This is a genomic window from Mycolicibacterium austroafricanum, assembly GCF_000612725.1.
Lineage (GTDB): Bacteria > Actinomycetota > Actinomycetes > Mycobacteriales > Mycobacteriaceae > Mycobacterium > Mycobacterium austroafricanum.
Map to the genome: position 1 here is coordinate 357,970 of NZ_HG964450.1, position 22,760 is coordinate 380,729.

The 22,760-nt window shown below is 69.8% G+C and carries 5 protein-coding genes and 1 pseudogene; all 6 read right to left on the reverse strand.

What is annotated here, in order from left to right; all coding sequences use genetic code 11:
• Nucleotides 1-3: 3 nt before the first annotated feature.
• Nucleotides 4-11,106 (reverse strand): type I polyketide synthase, encoded by an 11,103-nt coding sequence (locus BN976_RS01740; protein ID WP_036367438.1) that lies wholly within the window; start codon nucleotides 11,104-11,106, stop codon nucleotides 4-6.
• Nucleotides 11,103-11,438, reverse strand: coding sequence for an SCP2 sterol-binding domain-containing protein (locus BN976_RS01745; RefSeq protein ID WP_051558250.1), 336 nt, complete (start codon nucleotides 11,436-11,438; stop codon nucleotides 11,103-11,105). The genes BN976_RS01740 and BN976_RS01745 overlap by 4 nt, the downstream gene beginning before the upstream one ends.
• Before the next feature lie 18 nt (nucleotides 11,439-11,456).
• A complete protein-coding gene (locus tag BN976_RS01750) occupies nucleotides 11,457-12,599 on the reverse strand; it encodes a Rieske 2Fe-2S domain-containing protein (protein ID WP_036367440.1) in 1,143 nt (380 codons plus the stop codon).
• Between the two features lie 15 nt (nucleotides 12,600-12,614).
• The gene (locus tag BN976_RS34240) at nucleotides 12,615-17,021 is read right to left on the reverse strand and encodes a non-ribosomal peptide synthetase (RefSeq protein WP_235621988.1); all 4,407 of its coding nucleotides are present in this window, start codon (nucleotides 17,019-17,021) and stop codon (nucleotides 12,615-12,617) included.
• 33 nt (nucleotides 17,022-17,054) lie between these two features.
• Nucleotides 17,055-20,051 (reverse strand): annotated as a pseudogene (locus tag BN976_RS34245) (type I polyketide synthase); the annotation flags it as partial.
• The gene (locus BN976_RS01760) at nucleotides 20,045-22,165 is read right to left on the reverse strand and encodes an AMP-binding protein (protein ID WP_051558252.1); all 2,121 of its coding nucleotides are present in this window, start codon (nucleotides 22,163-22,165) and stop codon (nucleotides 20,045-20,047) included. The pseudogene BN976_RS34245 and the gene BN976_RS01760, both read right to left, overlap by 7 nt.
• Nucleotides 22,166-22,760 lie beyond the last annotated feature (595 nt).

The following is a 22,760-nucleotide window of genomic DNA, read 5'->3' on the forward strand; positions in this document are numbered from 1 at the left end:
GGGTCACGATGTCTGGAGAACGACATCCGCGTGCCCAACGGTCGCCGGCTGCCCATCCGGGTCTGCGGTCTTCATCTCGGTTCCCTCCTCGGTCGATTCGGGCGTCTGCGCGGCCAGATACTCGGCGAGCGCCCCGATGGTCGGGTAGTCGAACACCGCCGTGGCGGTGATGGTGAACCCGCTCCCGAACTGTCCCACCAACCGGTTTCGGAGCTCGACCGCCATCAGCGAGTCCATGCCCAGTTCCAGGAACCGGCCGGTGGCCGCCGGCGGCTGCGCCAGGCCCAGGATCTGCTGCAGTTCCCGCTGCAGATGTTCGGTGACGAAGCTGCCGCGCTGCGCCTCGGGCACGTCCTGCAGCTGTTTGAGCAGGGCGCTGTCGCCGGGACCGGCCGCGACCGCGCTCGGCAGCACGTGGTCGAGAATCGGTGGACGGGTGGCGCCCAGCAGCTTGGCGGCGCGCTGCCAGTTGGCCTTGAGCACGACCGCCGAAGCGATACCGTGTGCGACGATCTCGCCGAGGGCGTTCAAGGCGGCAGTCGGCTCCAGCGGAATCAGGCCCTGCGCACCGAGATTGGCGCGTGCCGCATCCGAGGTGGCCATCCCGCCCTGGGCCCACGGACCCCAGTTGACACCGGTCGCAGGAAGACCGCGCGCCTTGCGGTGCGCCACCAGCCCGTCGAGCACCGCGTTGGCGGTGGCGTAGTTGGCCTGGCCGGGGGAACCGAGCACGCTCGACCCCGACGAGTACACGATGAAGAATTCGAGCTCGGTGTCGCGGGTGAGCCGATGCAGATGCCAGGCCCCGAACGCCTTCGGCGCCAATGTCGTCCGGAAGCGTTCCGGGCTCTGCTGCGGCAGCAGCGCATCATCGAGCACACCCGCCAGGTGGGCGACACCTCCGAGCGGCGGCAACTCTGTCCGGATCCGCTCCAGCAGATCCCGCACCGCAGACTCGTCGCCGACGTCGGCGGCGAAGGTATGGATCCGGCAGTGGTAGCGCTCCGCGATCTCGCTGATCGCGCGCTCCGTCGCGGCGTCGGGCATCCGGCGGCCGGTCAACACGATGTCCCCCGCGCCGAGTTGGGCCAGGTAGGCCGCGGCGTGCAGGCCGAGGGCGCCGAGCCCACCGGTGATCAGATAGCTCCGATCGCCGTGCGGCTGCAGCGGTTTCGGCATCTGCAGGATGATCTTGCCGGTGTGCCGCGCCTGTTGCATCCGGCGGAACGCCGTTGTGGCCTCGGCCAGCGGGTAGGCCTCGAACGGCAACGGCGCTGTCTCGCCCCGTGCCAGGCTGTCGGCGAGGTCGGCGAGCAGGAGCTGGATCCGGTCGGGATCCTGCTGCATGACGGCGTCCAGCGCCAGGACCTCGTAGTCGATGTCGGGCCGCGCCGCCGCCATCTGCTCGGGCGACCAGATGTCCCGCTTGGCGATCTCGGCGAAGCGGCCGTTCCGGGCGGTCGCCCGCACGGTCGCCGCGACGAACCCGTCGTTGGTCAGGCTGTTGAGCACCACGTCGACGCCCGCACCGTCGGTGTCGGCGAGGATCTGGTCGGCGAAGTCCGTTGTGCGCGAGTCATAGACGTGGTCGACTCCCATCGCCCGTAGCATCGGGCGCTTGTAGCCGCTTGCGGTGGCGAACACGGTCGCACCACGCTGCCGGGCCAGCTGGACGGCGGCCAGGCCCACGCCGCCGCTGGCGGCGTGGATCAGCACGCGGTCACCGGCGCGCAGCGCCGCCCAGTCGAACGCCAGTCCGGCGGTCAGCACCGCAGCGGGTGTGGTCGCCGCGGCGACCGCGGAGATGCCCTCCGGCACCGGCGCCAGGAACTGAACCGGCACGTTGACCCGGCTGGCGAACGCGCCCACCGCGAAGCCGAAAACCTTTTGCCCTACTTCGAATCCGTCGACATCGGGCCCCGGCGCCGTGACCACGCCCGCGAGTTCGCCGCCGATCGGCCCGGGATCCCCCGGGTACAGGCCCAGAGCGTTGAGCACATCGCGGAAGTTGAGACCGGCGGCCTCGACCCGCACCTGGACGTGACCCTCAGGCGGCGCCGTCACCTCGGTCTCGGACACGCGCAGGTTGTCGAGCACACCGCGCTCGGTGGGCGCCAGCACGTAATCGGTGCCACGCGGGATCGCGAGTTGACCGCTGCGCGACCATGGCAACAGCCGCGGCACCAGCAGCCTGCCCTGCCGCAGTGCGAGTTCGGGTTCGTCACCCGGGGCACCGAGCAACCGTGCCAGTGCGGGGCCGGCGTCCTCGGATCCATCGAGGTCGACCAACAGGCAGCGCAGGCCCGGTTCTTCGGCGATGAGGGTGCGACCCAGCCCCCACAGCGCCGACTGCACGGGATCGACGGGTTCGCCGGCTTCGGCGGCGACGGCGCGTTCGGTGACGATCCACAGTCCGGCAGCCGGTTTCGCGCCCAGCGCCGACAGCGAGTGCACCGCCCCGAGCACGTCGCGGATCTGGGCTTCCAGCCGGGCCGCGAAGTCAGCCGACGGTTCCTCCGGCCGTGCCCGCCCGGTGACGCCGAGTACGACGCCCGCCACCGGTGCGCCGCGCTCGTCGGCAAGCGCGAAGAGTCGCCGCCAGTGCTCGTCGTCGGCTGGGTCGAGCAACACGCGGCCGTCGCGGTCGGGATCCCAGATCCGGTCGAAGCCGATCCGGATGCTGCCGGGCACATCGTCGGCCAGCGCGTCGAGTCCGGCGACCAGCCAGGTGCTGCTCGGGCCGAGGGCGCCGTCGTCGCGGACGGGCGGGCTGGTTTCGCGCCAGCCGACACGGTAGATCAGCCGGGTCGCGTCGGCGCCGAGCCCGCGCAGCAGCGCCTCCCGGGGGGCGCGCTTCACCGTGAATTCGCGGATACCGCCGAGGTTTCGGCCATCGTGATCGAGGAAGTCGAGGTCGAATACCTGAGTCTCGCTGTCGATGCCGCCGGTCTGCCACCTGGCCCGGCAGTAGAACCGCCGGGGCATGCGCTCACGCACTTCCACCCGCCCGTACCGCAACGGCAGGAACAGTTCCGGATCGGCGTCGGTCTGTGCGGCCGCCGCCAACAGTGCCGCGCCGGCGATTCCGGTGCACAGATCCAGCAGCACCGGATGGATCGGCTCGCGGCCGAGGTGCTCACCCAGTTCGGCGCCGACCGCGATGTCGCCCACCGCTTCTCCGGTGCCGACCCACAGCGAGCGCAGTGAGCTGCACCAGGCGGGTCCCCAGGCCAGATCGTTGTCGGCGAAGGCGTCGAACAGCTGCTGCGGGCGCGTGCGGGTCAACCGCTCGATCGCGTTGTCGACCGGGTCCGCCGCAGCGTCGGGTGCGGCGTCGGGTGCGGCGTCTCCGACACCGGCGGCGACGGTCCCCGACGCGTTGCGCGACCAGTCGGCGTCGCGATCGCCGTACGGGCGGCTGTGCACTTCGAATGTCCACCCGTCGGCATCGTCGGTCCGGTGCAGCATCAGCTGCACCTCTCGCGAGTCCTTGTCGCCGAGAATGATCGGCTCGTAGAAGAACACCTCCTGCACCCGTGCGGGGGTCGGCATCGCCGCCAGAGCCATCGCCGCATAGGTGGCGCCGGGAACCACCACCGTGCCGTAGATGACGTGGTCGGACAGCCATGGCTGCGTCTTCACCGACAGTCGGCTGGTGTGGACGATGTCGCCTGAGGCGAGGTCCTGCGCCGAGCCCAGCAGTCCGGATCCGCCGCTGCCATCGGAACGGATGCCGGCCGTCTTCGGCCAGTAGGAGCGGTGCTGGAATGGGTAGGTCGGCAGCTGCAACCGGCGATGCGGCCCACCGTCGTGACCGGTGAAATCGAGCCGATGGCCGGCGATATAGGCAGCGGCCACCGCCTCGGCGAGCTGCCGCCGCGCATCGGGCCCCTTACGCAGAGAGGGGATTGCCCGCGGAGTGGCCGCGGACTCCGGCCAGACGCGTAGGGCAGCCGCGATGAGGAACGGTTGCGGCCCGATCTCCATCAACACCGAGCAACCCAGGTCGGCAAGGGTCCGCACACTTTCGGCGAACTGCACCGGCTGGCGGGCGTGGCGTCGCCAGTACTGCGCATCGATCACGCCGGGCCCGGTGACCACCGCGCCGGTGCGGTTGCAGACCAGCGGGCGTGTCGGTGCCGCGTACGCGAGACGTGCTGCGCAGGACTCGAATTCGTCGAGCATCGGGTCGAGCAGCGCGGAGTGGAATGCGTGACTGGTGTCCAACCACGTGGTGCGGATTCCCTCCCCGCTGCAGCCGGCGACGATCTGTTCCAGGTCGGACGCCGGGCCGGCCAGCACGGTGTTCGGCCCGTTGTAGGCGGCCACCGACACCTGGGGGAACTCGTCGGCGAAGTCCTCGACGACCTCGGCGTCGGTGAACACCGCCACCATTCGGCCGCCCTCGGGCAGAGCGCCGAACAGCCGGCCGCGGTCGGCGACCAGACGCGCGCCGTCCTCGAGGCCGAAGACCCCGGCCACGCAGGCAGCGGCGTACTGGCCGACGCTGTGCCCGAGCACCACATCGGGCTCGATTCCCCTTGCCTGCCACAGTCGCGCCAGGCCCATCTCGATCGCGAACAGCGCCGGCTGGGCATACGAGGTGTGCCGCAACGTCTGCCCGTTGTCGCCGTCGGTGTCGAAGAGCACCTCCAGCAGCGGGCGCGGTAGCGTGTCGCCGATCGCCTCGGCACAGCGGGTCACCGTGTCCCGGAACACGGGCTCGGTGTCGAACAGCTCGCGCGCCATCCCCGGGTATTGGCTGCCCTGCCCGGTGAACAGCCAGGCCGTCTTCGGCGGGTCCCCGCACACACCGCGCACCGCACCCGGGCCCAGCCGGTCTTCGGCCAGACCCGCCAGCAGGTCACGCGCTCCGTCCACCGAGTCCACGACCAACGCGGCGCGGTGCTCGAAGTGGGACCGCCCGGCGCCGGCGGTGTAGCACACGTCGGCGATGTCGGCGTCGGGATGCGCGGTCAGCCAGGATTCGTAGCGGCGCGCCAACGCGGTGAGCGCCTCGGGCGACCGCGCCGAGATCGGCAGCACGCAGGCCGGTTCCGGTGCCGTCGCCGACTCGAGCCCGGCGGCGCCATCCTTCCGGTCGGTCGGGGGTTGCCGAAGATCGGCCGACTGCGCCGGCGGCTCCTCGAGGACGACGTGCGCGTTGGTCCCGGAGAATCCGAAGGAACTCACCCCGGCGCGCCTCGGCCGCCCGTCGGCCCGCCACGGGGTCGGCTCGGCCACCACCCGCACCGCAAGCCGGTCCCACGGAATGTGCGGCGACGGCGTCTTGAAATGCAGATGTCTGGGCAGCATCTCGTGCTGCAGCGACAGCACCACCTTGATCAGGCCGGCGACGCCGGACGCCGACTCGAGGTGTCCGACATTGGTTTTCACCGACCCCATCAGCAAGGGCCGGTCAGGGTCCCGGCCGTCGCCCAGTACCGCCCCGGCGGCCTGGACCTCGATCGGGTCGCCGAGCGACGTTCCGGTGCCGTGCGCCTCAAGGTAGTCGATATCGCTGCCGGAGAGGCCTGCGCGGGTCAGCGCTGCGGCGATGACCCGTTGCTGTGCACCGCCGTTGGGCACCGTCAGCCCGCCGGAAGCGCCGTCCTGGTTCACCGCGCTGCCGCGGATCACCGCCTGGATCCGGTCGCCGTCACGCACGGCGTCGCTGAGCCGTTTGAGCACGAGGATGCCGCAGCCTTCTCCGCGCACGTAGCCGTCGGCGGCGGCATCGAAGGTCTTGCACCGGCCGTCGGGCGAGAGCATCCGGGCCCGCGAGGTGGCGATGGTGGTGGCCGGGCTGAGCAACACGTTGACCCCGCCGGCCAGGGCCAGATCGCAGTCGCCGGACTGCAGGCCCTGGCAGGCCTGGTGCACGGCGACCAGCGAGGAACTGCATGCGGTGTCGACTGCGACCGCCGGGCCCTCCAGCCCGAGCGTGAACGACACCCGCCCGGCGATGACGTTCAGTGCGTTGCCGGTGATGAACTGCGCCTCGATGCCATCGAGGGAGCCACCCGACAGTAGGTGCGAGTACTCGTTGGCCCCCACCCCCACATAGACCCCGCTTCGACTGCCACGCAGCGCCGCCGCGGAGTACCCGGCACGTTCGAGTCCCTCCCATGCGGTCTCCAGGACCAGCCGCTGCTGAGGATCGATCCAGACGGCTTCGCGCGGGGAGATTCCGAAGAACTCCGGATCGAATCCGTCCACCCCGTCGAGGAATCCGCCGTAGCGGCTGTAGATCTTGCCCGCCGCCTCCGGATCGGGGTCGTAGAACTCGTTGATGTCGAAGCGGTCGTCGGGGATCTCCCGGATCAGGTCCGCACCCTCGGCCAGCACCGACCAGAACGCGTCCGTGTCGTCTGCGCCCGGAAAGCGGCACGCCATTCCCACGATCGCGATCGGGTCGTCCGTTCGCACCGTCGACGGCGTGTCGGACTGGGCCACGGTGTGTTCCGAGAGGCCGAGGACATCGCCGAGCACGTATTCCGCGGCGTCGCTCAGGTGCGGATGATCCATCGCCAGGGTCACAGGCAACTCCTTGCCGAGTCCCTGCTCGAGGCGGCGGCGCAGTTCGATGGCCATCAGGGAATCCATGCCGAGGTCGAAGAAGCCGGCCTCGTCCCGGATTTCGGCAGCGTCCACGCGCGTCACCTCGGCCACCGCGGCGCGCAGGTACTCCAGAACGAGCTTCCGGCGTTGCTCGACGGGCGCGAGCGTGAGCTCCTCGACGAAACGGGTGGTACCCGACGGCGCCGGCGCCGAGACGTCGGGAACGTCGGGCACCTCACGTTCGAGCTGTGAGAGAAACGCACGTCGCCGCTGCAGTTGGTAGACCGGAAGGAAGGTGGCCCAGTCGATCCGGGCCACCACCGCGTGGGCCGTCGACGCCGCGATGGCGTCGGCCATCCCCGCCAGAGCGTCGGCGGGCGCCAGCGTCTTGACCCCGCGCCGACTCAGCTGTTCCCGTGCTTCCGCATCGGCCATACCGGCCGCCCAGGGACCGAAGTTCACGCTGATGCCGGGAACGCCCCGGGCGCGCAGGCTGTCGGCCAGACCGTCGAGGAAGGCGTTCGCCGCACCGTAGGCGGTCTGACCGTGGCTGCCCCAGACCGAGGCGATCGACGACGTGGACAGGAAGAAGTCCAGCCCCATGTCTGCCACTGCCTCACTCAAATAAGCCGCTCCCCAGACCTTTCCCGCGAACACCCGGTCCACCTCGGCATCGTCGAGGGTGCGCAACGGGCTCGTCCCGATCTCGCCGGCGGCGTGCACGACGCCGGCCAGCGGTGGGAGCTCGGAACGCATGGTGCTCAACAGGCGCGCGACGTCGTCGCGGTCGGCGACGTCCGCTGTGACGACCAGGACCTGGCAGTGGAACCGTTCCCGGATGGCGTCGATGCGCTGCTGTGCGGTGTCACTCGCCGGTCGGCGGCCCGTCAGCACCAGGTGGCCTGCGCCGCGCGAGGCCAGATACTCGGCGATCTCCAGTCCGAGCGCGCCCAGCCCGCCGGTCACCAGATAGGTTGCGTCCCTGCGTAATTCCAGCGCGGTGGGGTTCGGCTTCTCGGTCCGCCGCGTGAGCCTTGCGACATGGATTTCCCGGCCCCGGACGGCGATCTGGTCTTCGCTGGTCGGTGCTGCCACGATGTGGTCGATCAGGGCTGACCACTCCTCGGTGTCACCCGTCGTGACGTCGGCCAGCCCACCCCAGAGTTCGGGGTGCTCGAGGGCGGCTGCGCGACCGAAACCCCAGAGGCTAGTCTGCGCCGGTTCGACGGTGTCGTCGCCGAAGATCCGTTGTGCCCCAGCGGTGATCAGCCAGATGGGGGTACGAGCGTCGGCGGTGGCGGCGAGTTGGAAGAGCTTCCGGGCCGCGGCCAGGACCCGATGCTGCATCCATTCGAGCGTCCCTGCCGCCGACCCACCGGATTCCTCGAGCGCTGCGAGGTACAGGATGTGCGGGCGTGGTTGGCTCACCGTCGCGCGCAGCGCCTCCTCGGCCGGCGCCGCGTCGGCGTCCGACCCCGGTAACCCGACGATGTGGTAGGGATGTCCGCGTCGCTCCAGCACCTCGGCAATGGGCTGGGCCGCTCGGGAATCGTGGGTCACCAGAAGCCAGGTGGTCGCCTCGGTGGTGGGCCGGGCCGCGCCCGGAGCCTCGGATTTCTCCCACCGGATCTGGTAGCGCGCATCGGCGATGGACTGCGCACCGCGCTGCTGCCGGTGCCGTGCGGCCAGCTTGCTGAGCACGTCGACGGTCTGCGCGCTGCCGGTGGGGCCGTCCAGCAGCGCTGCGAGTTCATCGATGCGTTCCTCGTCCAGGAACTGGACGGTCTCGGTGTGCACCGGGTCGGTCGGTGCGGTCCGGGCCTGGCCTTGCGGAAACCAGTAGGCCCGATGCTGAAACGGGTAGGTGGGCAGATCCAGCAGTCGGCCCCGCCCGTGTTGCCGTGCGGCGGTGTCGGGGCGATGTCCGGCGACGTAGGCCTGGGCCAACGCCTCGGTGATCTGACGGCGGTCGGACCCCTTGCGGCGCATCGACGCGGCGACGCGCGGCGCAGTGACGGTCCCCGGCCAGGTCCGCATCGCGGCGGCCGTCAACACCGGTTGCGGGCCGATCTCCATCAGCAGCCGGCAGCCCAGATCCGCGAGGGTGCGCACGCTCTCGGCGAACCGGACCGGCTGCCGCGCATGTCGGCGCCAGTACTGCCCGTCCAACCTCGCGTGCCTGCTCAGAACCTCACCGCTGCGATTGCACACCAATGTCCGCTGCGGCGTGCCGAACTCGAACCGGTCCGCACAGGACTCGAATTCCTCCAGCACCGGGTCCAACAGCGCGGAATGGAAGGCGTGGCTGGTGTCGAGCCAGTCACAGCGGACGCCGGCGGCACTGAAGCCGGCCACTGCCCGCTCCAGATCCCCTGCCGGGCCGGACAATACGGTGTTGTCCCCGTTGTAGGCGGCCACCGACAGCAGCGGAGAGTCAACGGTGCAGCTCTCGACGCGGTCGGCGGGGGCGAACACCGCCGCCATCCGGCCGCCCTCCGGCAGGCTGCCGAACAGGCGTCCACGCTCGGCCAGCAACACCGCGCCGTCCTCAAGACCCATGACGCCCGCGACGCAGGCCGCCGCGTACTGCCCGACGCTGTGGCCGAGCACCACGTCAGGCTCGATCCCCCATGACTGCCACAGCCGCGCCAGGCCCATCTCCACCGCGTACAGCGCCGGCTGAGCGTAGGAGGTGTGCCGCAGGGCCTCCCCGCCGTCCGCGTCGAACATCACGTCCAGCAGTGGGCGTTCGAGGACGTCGGCAGCCGCCTCCGCGCACCGGGTCACGACCTCCCGGTACACGGGTTCGGTGTCGAACAGTTCCCGGCCCATGCCGGGGTACTGACTGCCCTGACCGGTGAACAGCCAGGCGGTTTTCGGCGGGTCCCCGCACTCCCCGCGCGCCAGCCCCGGGCCCGGACGGTCCTCGGCGAGCGCGCCGAGCAACTCATCCACGCTCGACCGGGAGTCGACGACCAGCGCGGCGCGATGGCGTAGATGGGACCGGCCCACCGCGGCGGTGAAGCACAGATCCGGCCATGACGCGTCGGGGTTGGCGGCAAGCCAGGTGCGGAGCCGGTGCGCGGTGGCCGCCAATGCGTCCGGGGTCCGGGCGGACAGCGGCAGCATGCCGAATCCCCCGGGGGCCGCGGGCTGCGGCGCCGCTCCGGCACGGTCTGCGCGCGGTGCCTCCTCGACGAGCACGTGGGCGTTCGTACCGGAGAATCCGAACGAGCTGATGCCGGCGACCCGGGACCGGCCGCTGCGGGTCCACGGGACCGGGTCGTCGACGATCCGCACCGGCAACCGGTTCCACGGGATGTGCGGCGACGGACTGCGGAAGTTCAGGTGCTTGGGCAGCACCTCGTGTTCGAGGGACAGGATCACCTTGAGGAGGCCCGCGATGCCCGACGCCGCTTCGAGGTGACCGATGTTGGTCTTCACCGATCCGATCAGCAGCGGCCGATCCGGCTCGCGTCCCACGCCCAGCACCGCACCGGCGGCCTGGACTTCGATCGGATCACCCAGCGGGGTTCCCGTCCCGTGTGCTTCGAGGTAGTCGACGTCGGCGGCGGTGAGGCCCGCATTGTTCAGTGCGTCGGCGATCACGCGTTGCTGCGCGGCACCATTGGGAACGGTGAGGCCACCGGAGGCGCCGTCCTGGTTCACCGCGGTGCCGCGGATCACCGCCCGGATGCGGTCACCGTGGCGGATCGCGTCGGCGAGTCGCTTCACCACCACGACACCGCAACCCTCGCCGCGGACATAGCCGTCGGCGGAGGCGTCGAACGTCTTGCACCGGCCGTCGGGTGCCAGCATCCGCGCGCGTGAGAAGTTGATCATCGTCGCCGGGCTGAGCAGCACGTTGACGCCTCCGGCCAGCGCGACGTCACACTCGGCCAGCCGCAGCGCCTGGCACGCCTGATGGACCGCCACCAGCGAGGAGCTGCACGCCGTGTCCACCGCGACGGCCGGGCCCTGCAGCCCCAGGCGGTAACTGATCCGGCCGATGGCCGCCGCGGGTGAGGTTCCGGTGCCGAGGTAGGCCTCGATGGCGTCGTGGGTGAGATTGTCGGTGAGCATGCCCAGGTAGTCATGGGTGGACAGACCCATGAACACCCCGGTTCTGGTGCCTGCCAGTGCAGAGGGTGCGGTCCCGGAATGCTCGACCGCCCGCCACGCGGTCTCCAGCAGCAGCCGGTGTTGCGGGTCCATGAACATCGCCTCACGCGCCGACACCCCGAAGAACGGGGCGTCGAAGCCTGCGACGTCCTCGACGAAGCCGGCCCGCCGGGTCACCATCTTGCCCGCGGCCTCCGGGTCGGCGTCGAAGAACTCGTCGGCATCCCAGCGGTCCTGCGGCACCTCCGAGATCGCATCCCGCCCGCCGCGCAGGACATCCCAGAACTCGTCGGCGTCGGCGGCACCCGGGAACCGCAGCGCGTACCCGACTATCGCGTATCCGTCACCGGCGCCTTCCAGTTCACGCACCCGCGCCCGCAGGACCTCGATGGCCTGCAGTGCCCGCTTCTGCAGATCCGTCATTTGCGGTCACCCAACAACTCGTCGAGGCTCTTGAGCTTCATCGCGAGCGCCCAGTCGCCCTCGACGCTCAGCCTGCCCATGAAGAACAGGGCACGCCGGTCCGCTCTCCCCTCCACCAGTGCGATGAAATCCCTTGTCTCCATGCGGATGATGCAGTGCGCGTCACCGTCGCCGTCGATCACCCGGGGGTTGTCGGTCAGGTCGACGAGGAACGTCCGTGCGTCATCGCCGTCCAGTTCGAATTTGTACACTCCGCCGAACTCGCGGGCCGCGTCCGGGTTTTCGTCGATCATCGTCGCCGCGCGGTCCATCAGGTCCTTCACCGTGGTCATGGGTCTGCCTTCCTGCAGTCAGGGTGTTGAGCTGTCGAGCCGGGTGAGCGCCGCGGCGTCGGGTGTCGGGAATTTCGTCAGGGGGTGGCCGGCCTCGATCGCGGCCAGTTCGCGCGCATAGAGTCTGCGCAGCAGGATGATTGCGGCGTCGGAGCTACCGAGCCGGTTGAGCGAGCGGTCGGGCAGGACCCCCTGGCCGAGCAGGACGACACCGTCCTCGATCAGCACCTGGTCCGGGCGGTCCTCGATGTCCTCCCAGCGTTCCCGGCCGCTGAGCACGGCGCGGATGATGTCGTCGACCGGCCGCAGCTGGGACAGGTATTTTCGGCCCTCCCGCACGCCCGCCGCCACCCGGGCGCCGACGTCGGGCGGCAGATGAGCCGCGATGAACAGAAAGAACATCATGTGGTTCTCGTCGTCGATCGGCACGTTCCACAGGAAGCTCTTGAAACCGCGCAGCACTCCGGCGCCCGAGTTGAAGTACAGAGTGTTCGGCATGAGCAGCGCGAGCCGGCGGACGAACCCGTTGCTGAATGTGCTGGTCTGGGTGAGGCCGAAATCGGCGAGTTCAGCGCTCATCTCCGGGATCTGGCCGGCGTTGCCGTCGTCCTGATAGATGCCGGTCTTGTGCACCCAGTACTGGTGTACGTCGTCGACGGTGTTCTCCAGATCGTGGAAGTAGTTCCACTTCCGGTGTTCGATGACGTGGAAGCGGCCGTACTCCTCCAGTTCCGGCCAGCGCGGCAGCTCCGGCACCGGCGACTCACCCAGATAGGTCCAGATGAAGCCGAAGTACTCCTCGACGGGATAGCTCGCGATGCGCACCTTGTCCGCGAAGCTTCGCCGCTCTGCCGGCTGGTCCACGCACTGACCGGCGCCGTCGTACTGCCAGCCGTGGTATCGGCAACGCACGCAGTCGCCTTCCACGGTGCCGACCGCCAGCAGCACCCCGCGATGTGCGCAGCGGCCCGCGACGATGTGGGCGATGCCGTCCTCACCCCGGTACAGGGTCAGTTCCTCGTGCAGGATCTTCAGGGGCACGGCGCGTCCCGCTTCCAGCTCCTCGGAGGCGTAGACCGGCTGCCACCGCTGCCGCAACAGGTGTCCGGCCGGGCGCCCGGGGCCGGTGTGCTCGAAGTCCGGGTCCTTGAGACTGTTCATCTGGTTCTCCTCCCGTCAGGCGCAGTCGACATGCAGCGCGGAGACCGCGCCGATGAAGCCGGCGACGATGCATTCGATCGACCGGGGGTCGAACAGCGTGCTGTCGTAGGTGAGCGTTCCGGTGATCTGCCGGTTGCGCGTGCTCATCGCGGCGGTCAGCTCGCGCCGGGCGATGACCCGCTCGGGCGGCACCCGGGTCAGCCGGAATCCGCCTGCGGCGAACTCGCCCGGCACCGGGTCGTCCATCAGGAACACGGTTTCGCCGATGGCCGCCGCCGACGGTCCGTGCTCAGCCGCGAGCGCTGCGATCACGTGCTGCGAGGGCGCATCCTGGTGTGACAATGCGCCCAGCACAGTCGTTTTCATGTTCTGCACCATCGCCGCCAGGCCGCCTCCTGCCGGGAGGTCGATGCGCAGCGGCACGGTGTTCATGAACGGGCCGAGCATGAGTTGGGTGACGGGATCGTTGCGCCGCGTAACCGGCGAGCCGAGTACCACGGTCCGCCGCCCGGCGTAACCGCCCAGGGCGGCGGCGAATCCGGCGAGCAGCACCGTGTAGAGCGACGCATGCTCGCGAACGGCCAGCGCCCGTGCGGCCGCGGCGACCTCGGCCGGAAACTCGAAGTCCAACTGGCCGGCGGCGCGTCCTGAGCGACCGGTGCGCGGGTGGTCGGTCGGCAGGGCCGGCGGGAGCTCGCCGACAGCGAACTCGCGCCGGAAGTGGTCGATGCGTCGCTGCAGCGCGGCACCGGTCAGCCAGGATCGTTCCCAGATCGCATAGTCGGCGTAGTGCAGGTCACCGTCGAGCAGTGGGAAGTCGGGCAGGCCCGCCGAACTGGCGACCAGCCCGCCGATCTCGCTGAGCAACAACCGCATCGTGTATCCGTCGGCGAGGATGCGGTGCACCCGCAACCGCAGGATGTGGTTGCCGTCGTCGATCCGGCACAGCTCGGCCCGCAGCGGTGGACACGTGGCGAGATCCGGCTGATCCGGCCAGACATCATGCTGCAGCGCGGCGGCACCGTCGAAGATCGGCACCCCGGGGGTGTACGAATCGAGGATCACCTGCGCGGCCGACGCGCCGGACGGACGGAAAACGGTGCGCAGCAACTCGTGTCGATGCGTCGCCGCCTGGATGCCACGCACCACCAGGTCCGGGTCGAGGGGCCCGGTGATGCGGATCGACACGTCGATCCAGTGGGCAGGGGAGCCGGGGTCGTCACATTCGGTGCGCCACATCAGCTCCTGGGCGTAGGAGAGGGGCGACGGCCCGGTGCGCGCGACCGGCCGCAGCAGCGGGGCCTCCGACGTGTCGACCCCGGTGTCGCCCTCGATCCGGTGGGCCAGGTCGGACAGTGTCTGATCTTCGAAGAGGGCCTCGAGGGGCAACTCGACCCCGAGAAGCTGGTGTATCCGGGAGCGCACCTGCGCCGCGAGAAGTGAATGACCGCCGAGCTCGAAGAAGTTGTCCCCTGCCCCGATCTGCTCGAGTTGCAGTGTGTCGCTCCAGATCTCTGCCAGCGACTGTTCGATGCCGGAACGGGGCGGGACGTATTCGATCTCCTGGTCGCGGGTGATGGTGACCTCCGGCAGCGCTGTCCGGTCGAGCTTGCCGTTCGGTGTCAGCGGCAATTGCTCGAGTGCCGTGAACGCCGACGGGACCATGTGGTCGGGCAGCTGCCTGCGCGCGTGAGCGCGCAACTCCCCGACCGGGACGGGGGTGTCGCCGGTGGTGAAATAGGCGACCAGTGCGGCGCCGTCGGCGTTCGCCTCGCGCACGACGGTCACGGCCTCGCGCACGCCGGGATGTTCGAGCAGCACGCGGTCGATCTCGGCGGGTTCGACCCGCAGACCACGGATCTTCACCTGCCGGTCGGCGCGGCCCCGGTACTCGATCGCCCCGTCCCAGCCGAGCCGGACCATGTCGCCGCTGACGTACAGCCGCTCGGCGGGATTCCACGGGGCGGGTACATATTTCTGCGCGGTCAGCGCCGGATCGCCGACGTATTCGCGGGCCAACGCCGGGCCCGCGATGAACAGGGCGCCGCCGACGCCCGGCGGCACCGGCCGCATCAGCCGGTCCAGCACGTACATCCCGACATTGGCGCGCGGCCGTCCGATCGGCACGATGCTCTGGGCGTCCCCGTCGGGCGCGCCGACCGGGTACAGGCTGACGATGCCGGTGGTCTCCGTCTGTCCGTACATGTTGATCCACGAGGCGCCGCCGCCCAGCTGTTCGCGCCAGGCCCGCACGACGCCGGCCCGCAGCGGCTCGCTCGCGGTGAGCAGCAGCCGCAACCGGTTCCGGCGCAGAGCGGCCCTCTGCCCGGCATCGGCTGCCGCCACCACTTCGATGACGCGGCGTACCACGGTCGGGACGAGGTCGGCGACCGTCACCGCCGACTCGCCGATCCGGCGCAGCAGCGCAGCGGGATCGCGGCGTTCCTCGGTCGTGGCGATCACCACCTCGGCTCCGACCGCGAAGGGCACCAGCATCTGCCGGATCGACGACGAGAACGAGATCGAGGCGGTCTCGAGGTAGACGTCCTCACCGGTGATACCGAGCTCGCGGCCCAGGGTTTCGGCGTACTCGACGACGCTGCCGTGGGTGACCGCCACCCCTTTCGGCCGTCCAGTGGAACCGGAGGTGTACATGATGTAGGCCAGATCGTCTGCGGCCGCGAGATTTTCCAGTCGCTCGGCGGAGCACAGCCCGGCCTCGGCGCCGTCGACGTCCCGCTCGTCGAGGAGCAGCGCCACCCCGGCCTCACCCAGCATGTGCTCGATCCGGTCCTGCGGATACGTCGGGTCGACCGGCACGTACACGCCGCCTGCCTTCAGGATGCCGAGCATGCCGACCGCCATCGCGGCGCTCCGCCCGACCCGCAGCCCGACGGCCGCTCCGGCCCCGACGCCGAGCGCACGCAGCCGGCGGGCGAGCCTGTTGGCGGCGGCGTCGAGTTCGCGGTAGGTCAGCGAGCGGTCCGGGGCCCTGACCGCCACCGCATCCGGGGTACGGTCCGCCGTCATCTCGAACAGCTCCGGCACCGACCGCGCCGTCGGGGCCAGGGGCGATCGCGTGACCGCGTAGTGCGCTCGCTCGGCTTCGGTCAGCATCGTCACCTCGGACAGCCGCAGGCGGCGATCGCTCACCAGGGCGTCGACCACCTCGCGGAAGTGGGCGATCAGCCGCTCGATCCGGGCCTCGTCGAACAGCTCGGTGGCGTACTCCACGTGTCCGGCGAGCAGTTCGTCGTCGAAGAACGTCAGCGTGAGATCCCTTTTGGCCGTGTGGGTGTCGATCTCTGCAACGTCGAGGCCTAGACTGCTCAGCTCCGCGGCCCCCGCAGCCGGCTGCACCACGAGCTGCACTCCGAACAGCGGGTTCCGGCTGGCGTCCCGGTCCGGGGCGGTCGCGGTGACGATGAGGTCGAACGGCACGTCCTGGTGTGCCAGTACCTCCGACATGCGCCCGCGGATCCTGTCGATCAACTCCGTCATGTCGGGGTCACCGTCGAGCCGGATCCTGATCGGCAGTGCGTTGACGAAGAGCCCGATGAGGTTCTCGGTTTCGAGCCTGCCGCGATTGGCGGTCAGCGTGCCGATCACCAGATCGTGTTGCCCCGAATAGCGTTCCAGCACGGTGGCGAAGGCCGCCAGCAGCGGCACCGACAGCGTGACGTTGCCGGCCCGGCACAGATCGCGCAATGCGTCGGCACGTTCCCGTCCCAGGTCGAAGCGGATCCGCGCGCCGCGGAAGGTGGGGGACTTCGGCCGCGGCCGGTCGGTGTCGAGCTCCAGCGGCGGTGCGCCCGCCAGATCGGCCTTCCAGAACTCGATGTGGGCGTCGAACTCGGGACCGGTCAACTGCTCGCGTTGCCACCGGGCGTAATCCGCGTACTGGATCGGCAGGTCGTCCAGCGGTGCCGGTTCCCCGCGCTCCAGCGCCTGGTAGGTCCGGCCGAGGTCGCCGAGCAGCACACGGAATGACCAACCGTCGGTGACGATGTGGTGCATCGTCACGACCAGCACGTGCCGCTGGTCCCCGACCCCGAACAGTCGCGCCCGGAGCAGCGGGCCGGCGCCGATGTCGAACGGAACGCTGGCTTCCCGCACTGCGGCGGCAGCGATGTCGGCCTCGTCACCGATCTCCTCGAAGGCCAGCTTGATCGGTTGAGGAGGTGTGAGTATCGCCTGCGGGGCGCCGTGGCGGCTCTGGAACACCGTGCGCAGCGCCTCATGTCGGTCGACGACGGCCTCGAGGCTGCGCTGCAGCACCTCATGATCCAGTGCGCCGCGGATGTCCACTCGGATGGCGACGTTGTATGCACTCGAAGACGGAAGCAGCTGATTGAGGAACCACAGCTGTTCCTGTGCGTGCGACAGCGGCACGTCGCAGGGCAGCGTGCAGCCGTGCGGCACCCGGGGAATGGGCGACTCCCTCCGCGACGGATCCGACGAGGCGTCCAGCCACAGCGCGTGCAGCGCCTCGGCCAGCGTCGACACGGTGGGATTCTCGAAGAACAAAGAGGCGGGCACCGGGGTGCCCAATGCGGCCTGCAGCCGTCCGCGCAGCTCCATCGCGATCATCGAGTCCATACCGATGGCCATGAATTCGGCGGTGGGGTCGATCTCCGCCGGGGCTACCCGCAACGCGTTGCCGAGCTCGGTGCGGGTCAGCTCGATGATGCGGTCGATCCGCTGCTCGTCGGACATCCCGGTGAGCCAGTCGCCGGTGTTCGACTCGGCCGCCGGGGATTCGACGCCGCCCCCGGCCCGCAGCGTGTGCACCTTCGTGGTCGGGAACCAGTAGGCGCGGTGTTCGAACGGGTAGGTGGGCAGGTCGAGTGTCCGGCGTCGTCCGAGGTGACCGGCGAAGTCGAGCCGGTGACCGGTGGTGTACGCGACGCCCAGCGCATCGGTGAAACAGCGGTGGGCGTCGGCATCGCGGCGCAGCGAGGCGATGGCGGTGGGTACGGGCGCGGTCTCGGGCCAGTTGCGCAGCGCCGCCGCGATGAGGACCGGTTGCGGGCCGAGCTCCATGAGCACCGCGCAGCCCAGATCGGCCAGAGTTGCCGCACTGTCGGCGAATCGGACCGGCTCGCGGGCGTGCCGCCGCCAATACGGCGCATCGAGCCGGGTCTGCCGGGTCAGCACCTTGCCGGTGCGGTTGCAGACGAGCGTCAGCTTCGGTGCGCGGTATTCGAATTGCGCTGCGAAGGACTCGAATTCGTCGAGTGCCGGGTCCACGAGAGCGGAGTGGAATGCGTGGCTGGTGTCCAGCCAGTCACAGCGCGACCCCGCGGCGGTCAGCTCGGCGTGGACCTGTTCGAGATCGGGTGCGGGGCCTGACAGCACGGTGTTGGCGCCGTTGTAGGCGGCGACCGACAGGCGGGAGTGCTCGGCGGTACAGCGTTCGACCCGGTCTGGATCGGCGAACACGGCGAGCATCCGCCCACCCGAGGGCAGATTTGCGAAGAGCCGGCCGCGTTCGGCGATCAGCCGGGCGCCCTCGTCGAGGCCGAAGACCCCGGCGACACAGGCCGCCGCGTACTGGCCGACGCTGTGGCCCAGCACCACGTCCGGCTCGACGCCCCAGGACCGCCACAACCGTGCCATCCCCATCTCCACGGCGAACAGGGCCGGTTGGGCGAAGGCGGTGTTCCGCAGATTGTGCTCGGCCTCCGGCCCGTTATCGAAGATCACCTCCAGCAGCGGCCGCGGCAGCAGACCGTCCAGCACCTCGCCGCACCGTCGCAGAGTCTGCGCGAAAACCGGTTCGTGGTCGAACAGTTCCCTTGCCATGCCGGGGAACTGGCTGCCCTGGCCGCCGAACAGCCAGGCCGTCTTCGGTCGGTCACTGCAGACGCCCCGCACCAGTCCGGGAGCCGGACGCTCTTCGTGGATCGCCCGCAACAACCGTCGGGCCCGCGGTCGCGAATCCACCACCAGCGCTGCGCGGTGCTCGAAGTGCGACCTCCCCGCCCCGGCCGCCGCGCAGATGTCGACGATCGTCGCGTCCGGATCGTCCTCCAGGTATGCGAGATGGCGAGATGCCAGCCGCACCAGCGCTTCCGGCGTGCGCGCCGACAGCGGCAGCAGGTGGTACCTGCGGTGGGGCGCCTCGTCGGGTTCCTCGGTCGGTGAGGCGACGGGCGCCTCCTCGAGGAGCACATGTGCGTTCGTGCCTGAGAATCCGAACGAACTCACCCCGGCAATGCGCGGTCTGTCGTTGCGCTGCCACGGCGTCACCTCCGCGACGACACGGACCGGAAGCCGCTCCCACGGGATGTGCGGCGACGGCCGCCGCAGATGCAGATGCCCGGGCAACGTCTCGTGTTCGAGCGACAGCACCACCTTGATCAGCCCGGCGATGCCGGAAGCGGCTTCCAGATGGCCGATGTTGGTCTTCACCGAGCCGATCAGCAGCGGACGGTCGGGGCCGCGGCCGTCACCGAACGCCTCAGCCGCGGCCTGGACCTCGATGGGATCGCCCAGGGATGTCCCCGTCCCGTGCGCCTCCAGATAGTCGACCTCGCCGCCGCCGAGGCCGGCACGGCGCAGCGCTTCGGCGATGACGTGCTGCTGCGCAACGCCGTTCGGAACTGTCAGGCCGCCGGAGGCGCCGTCCTGGTTCACTGCGCTGCCGCGGATCACCGCCCGGATCCGGTCGCCGTCGCGCAGCGCGTCCCCGGTGCGTTTGAGCACCACAACCCCGCACCCTTCGCCGCGCACGTAACCGTCGGCGGCGGCGTCGAAGGTCTTACACCGTCCGTCCGGGGCCAGCATTCGCGCCCGGGTCAGGTTGATCATCGGGACCGGGGTCAGGATGACGTTCACCCCACCGACGAGCGCCGTGTCGCAGTCGCCGTCTCTCAGCGCCTGGCACGCCTGGTGCACCGCCACCAACGACGAGCTGCACGCCGTGTCCACGGCCACCGCCGGCCCCTGCAGTCCCATCCGGAAACTGACGCGCCCGGCCGCGGCGGCGGGCGAAGTGCCGGTGCCGGAATAGATGTCGACGTCTTCGTAGCCGGTGTGCGCGATCAGCATGCCGAGGAACTCGTGGGTGGACAGCCCGAGGAAGACGCCGGTCCGCGTGCCCGCCAGCGCCTCCGGCGCGATGCCCGCGTGCTCCACCGCCGACCACGCGGTCTCCAGCACCAGGCGGTGTTGCGGGTCCATGAACATCGCTTCCCGGGCCGACACCCCGAAGAACGGCGCATCGAAACCCGCGACGTCGTCGACGAACCCCGCTCGGCGGGAGACCATCTTGCCCGCGGCATCGGGGTCGGCGTCGAAGAACTCGTCGACATCCCACCGGTCGGCAGGGACTTCCGAGACGGCGTCGCGGCCTTCGGCCAGCACATCCCAGAACTCGCGCGCATCGGCGGCACCGGGGAAACGGACCGCATACCCGACCACGGCGAAGCCGGACTGCCCGGTCACGATCGTCCACCGTCCAGGATGTCGTCGACGCGCTGCTGCAGTAGATCGACCAGTGCGGCCTCATCGAGTGCGTCGATCTGCCCGGCGCTGTAGACCCCGGCGTCGGGGCGGTTCGAGCCCGACCGGTGCCCGGCGCCCAACTTGGCGTCGCGGATCAGACCGGCCAATGACGCGATGCTCGGATGGTCGAGCATCGACGTGGGCGGAAAGGTGAAGTCAAACGCCGCGGACAGGACGTTCACGAGTTCCACACCCTTGAGCGAGTCGATTCCCAGCTCCGTCAGTGGTGTGCTCCAGGTGAGGTCGGAGATCGACAGCTCCTGCCGCAGCCAGTCCGCCAACTGCCGCTCCAACATGCCGGGCTGGCTGAGTGATTCGAGATCGAAGTCGATCGTCGCCTGGCCCGCCGGCGAGGCCTGCCAGTCGTGTACCACGGGCAGACCGGAGCGGCCGAGTTCGTCTCTGCACCTGGCGCGTTGGATCTTTCCGCTCGATGTCTTGGGCATCCCTCCGGGACGGAGCAGCACCACGCGCTGCAGCGCCAGCTGATGATCGCGGGCCACCGCCCGCCGAATCGCGTCGACGATGTCGTCGCCCACGATCGAATCGACCAGATCCCTACGGATCTCGCTGACCGAGACGAGGTCCACCCGACCGGACCGCTCCACGCCGATGACCGCGCCGGCATCCGGTTGCAGCGCCGGATGGCTGCGCTCGACGGTGTACTCGATGTCGTGCGGGTAGTAGTTGACCCCCCGGATGACGATCACGTCGTTGAGCCGGCCGATGACGAAAAGCTCCCCGTCATCGACGAAGCCGAGATCGCCGGTGCGCAGGTACGGCCCCTCCCCCGTCGTCAGGCACGCGCCGAAGGTCCCGGATGTCTCGCCGGGGTTGTTCCAATAACCCTGTGCCACACTGTCACTGCGCACCCATATCTCGCCGAGCGTGTGCGGCTCGGCGACCCGCCCGTCCGCACGCACGATCTGCACCTCGGTGCCTGCGGCCGGGCGTCCCGATCCGACCAGCCGCTTGACGCCGGGCCCGTCGTCGATACGCGGCCGCACCTGCCCGACGTGCAGCTCGGATTCGTCCACGGTCAACTCGGTGGCCGGCTTCGACCCGTCGCTGCCGCTCACGACCAGCGTCGCTTCGGCCAGACCATAGCCCGGCGACAGACATTCCGAACCGAAACCGTTGAGCGCGAACTGGTCCCGGAACTGGTGCAGGGTGTCGGGGCGGACGGGCTCGGCCCCGTTCCACGCGACCCGCCAGTTCCTCAGGTCGAACGTGGTCGCACCGGCGGCCCTGGCCGCGTCGACGCAGGCCTGATAGCCGAAGTTCGGTGCGCCCTGGTGCGTTCCGCCGTAGCGCGAGATCGCCTCCAGCCAACTCAGCGGGTTCCGGACGAAGGTCGCCGGCGCCATCAGGAACTGCGGACGCGCCGACCAGATCGGAAGCAGGACACCGGCGATCAAACCCATGTCGTGGAATACCGGCAACCAGCTGACCCCCGTGGCGTGGTCGTCGAACGCCAGAATCTCGCGCAGCGAGTTCAGATTGGCGGCGAGGTCGCCGTGGCGGACCATCACACCGCGCGGGGATCGGGTGGAACCGGAGGTGTACTGGAGGAACGCCACCTGATCCGGATCCGGCAGCGCCACACGCCCGTCGCCCGGCCGTGACGGAAGCACATCGGTGGCGATGACATCGACGACGGTCGGGGCCGCGCCGGCGTGTGAGTAGAGCTCGGCGCGGTGAGCAGCCGAGGTCAGCACACACCGCGCTGCGCTGTCCTTGAGCACCGCCGCCAATCGTTCAGCGGTCCGCCGTGACTGCGGCAGGGCTGCGGGCACCGCGATCGCACCGGCGTAGAGGCAGCCGCAGAAGGCGCTGACAAAGTCGAGGCCCGGCGGGTACGAGAGGACAACCGGCACCCCGCCCATCCCGCGGTCGAGCAGGCCGGCCGCAACCGATCGTGCGCGATCGTCGAGCCGGCCGAAGGTCAACGAGTCGGCCACCTCCAGCCGGTCGTCGAGGAACGACAGGATGCGCTCGTCCGGGCATTCGTCAGCGTGCCGGCGGAGGCGGCGGGACAGCAGATCTTCGAGAAACATGGCGCTCAACCTCGGCGGCCGTGGGTTACGTCAGTGTCGACGCCTCGTAACGGGTACGAGTGAGATCCGATCTGGAGCATGTCCACCGGGACACGATCGCGAATCGGCATTGAAGACTTGTTGAGGCTATGTTGAATCCCCTGGACAGCCCGTGAACGAGGGAGCGGCCGCAGTGCTTGTCGGGCACTGGTCTGCCGCCGCATCCGGCGCGTCGACGGCCGGTACGCACCGGTGCATCGACAACAATGGGAGTGATTCCCGGCGCTGAACTGCTCCGGGAGCGAGGCGCGGCCCATCGTCCGCGACAGCTGTGAGCGGGCCGAGGACCCCCCAAGAACGCCAGCTCGGTCACCATGGCGCTCCGGCCAGGCTCACCCGGTCAGACTATCCGCGCCGGGGGCGCGCCGGACGAGTTTGAATGACCGCATCGTAAATTTCTGCGGTCGCCGCGCGGAACTCTTGGCGGCACCCACATCGTGCGGTCGACGATGCGCGGGCGACTCCGCACGCTCGAGGCATGATCGAAAGAGATCAGCGATCCGCGACTTCGGGAGGGCATCGATGCCGTCGAACACCGCCGCGCCCCCGCAAGCGT

Excerpts from the sequence above, each read along its gene's own strand:
- BN976_RS01740 (WP_036367438.1), bottom strand. The coding sequence starts at position 11,106 with ATGACGGATCTGCAGAAGCGGGCACTGCAGGCCATCGAGGTCCTGCGG.
- BN976_RS01745 (WP_051558250.1), bottom strand. The coding sequence starts at position 11,438 with ATGACCACGGTGAAGGACCTGATGGACCGCGCGGCGACGATGATCGAC.
- BN976_RS01750 (WP_036367440.1), bottom strand. The coding sequence starts at position 12,599 with ATGAACAGTCTCAAGGACCCGGACTTCGAGCACACCGGCCCCGGGCGC.
- BN976_RS01760 (WP_051558252.1), bottom strand. The coding sequence starts at position 22,165 with ATGTTTCTCGAAGATCTGCTGTCCCGCCGCCTCCGCCGGCACGCTGAC.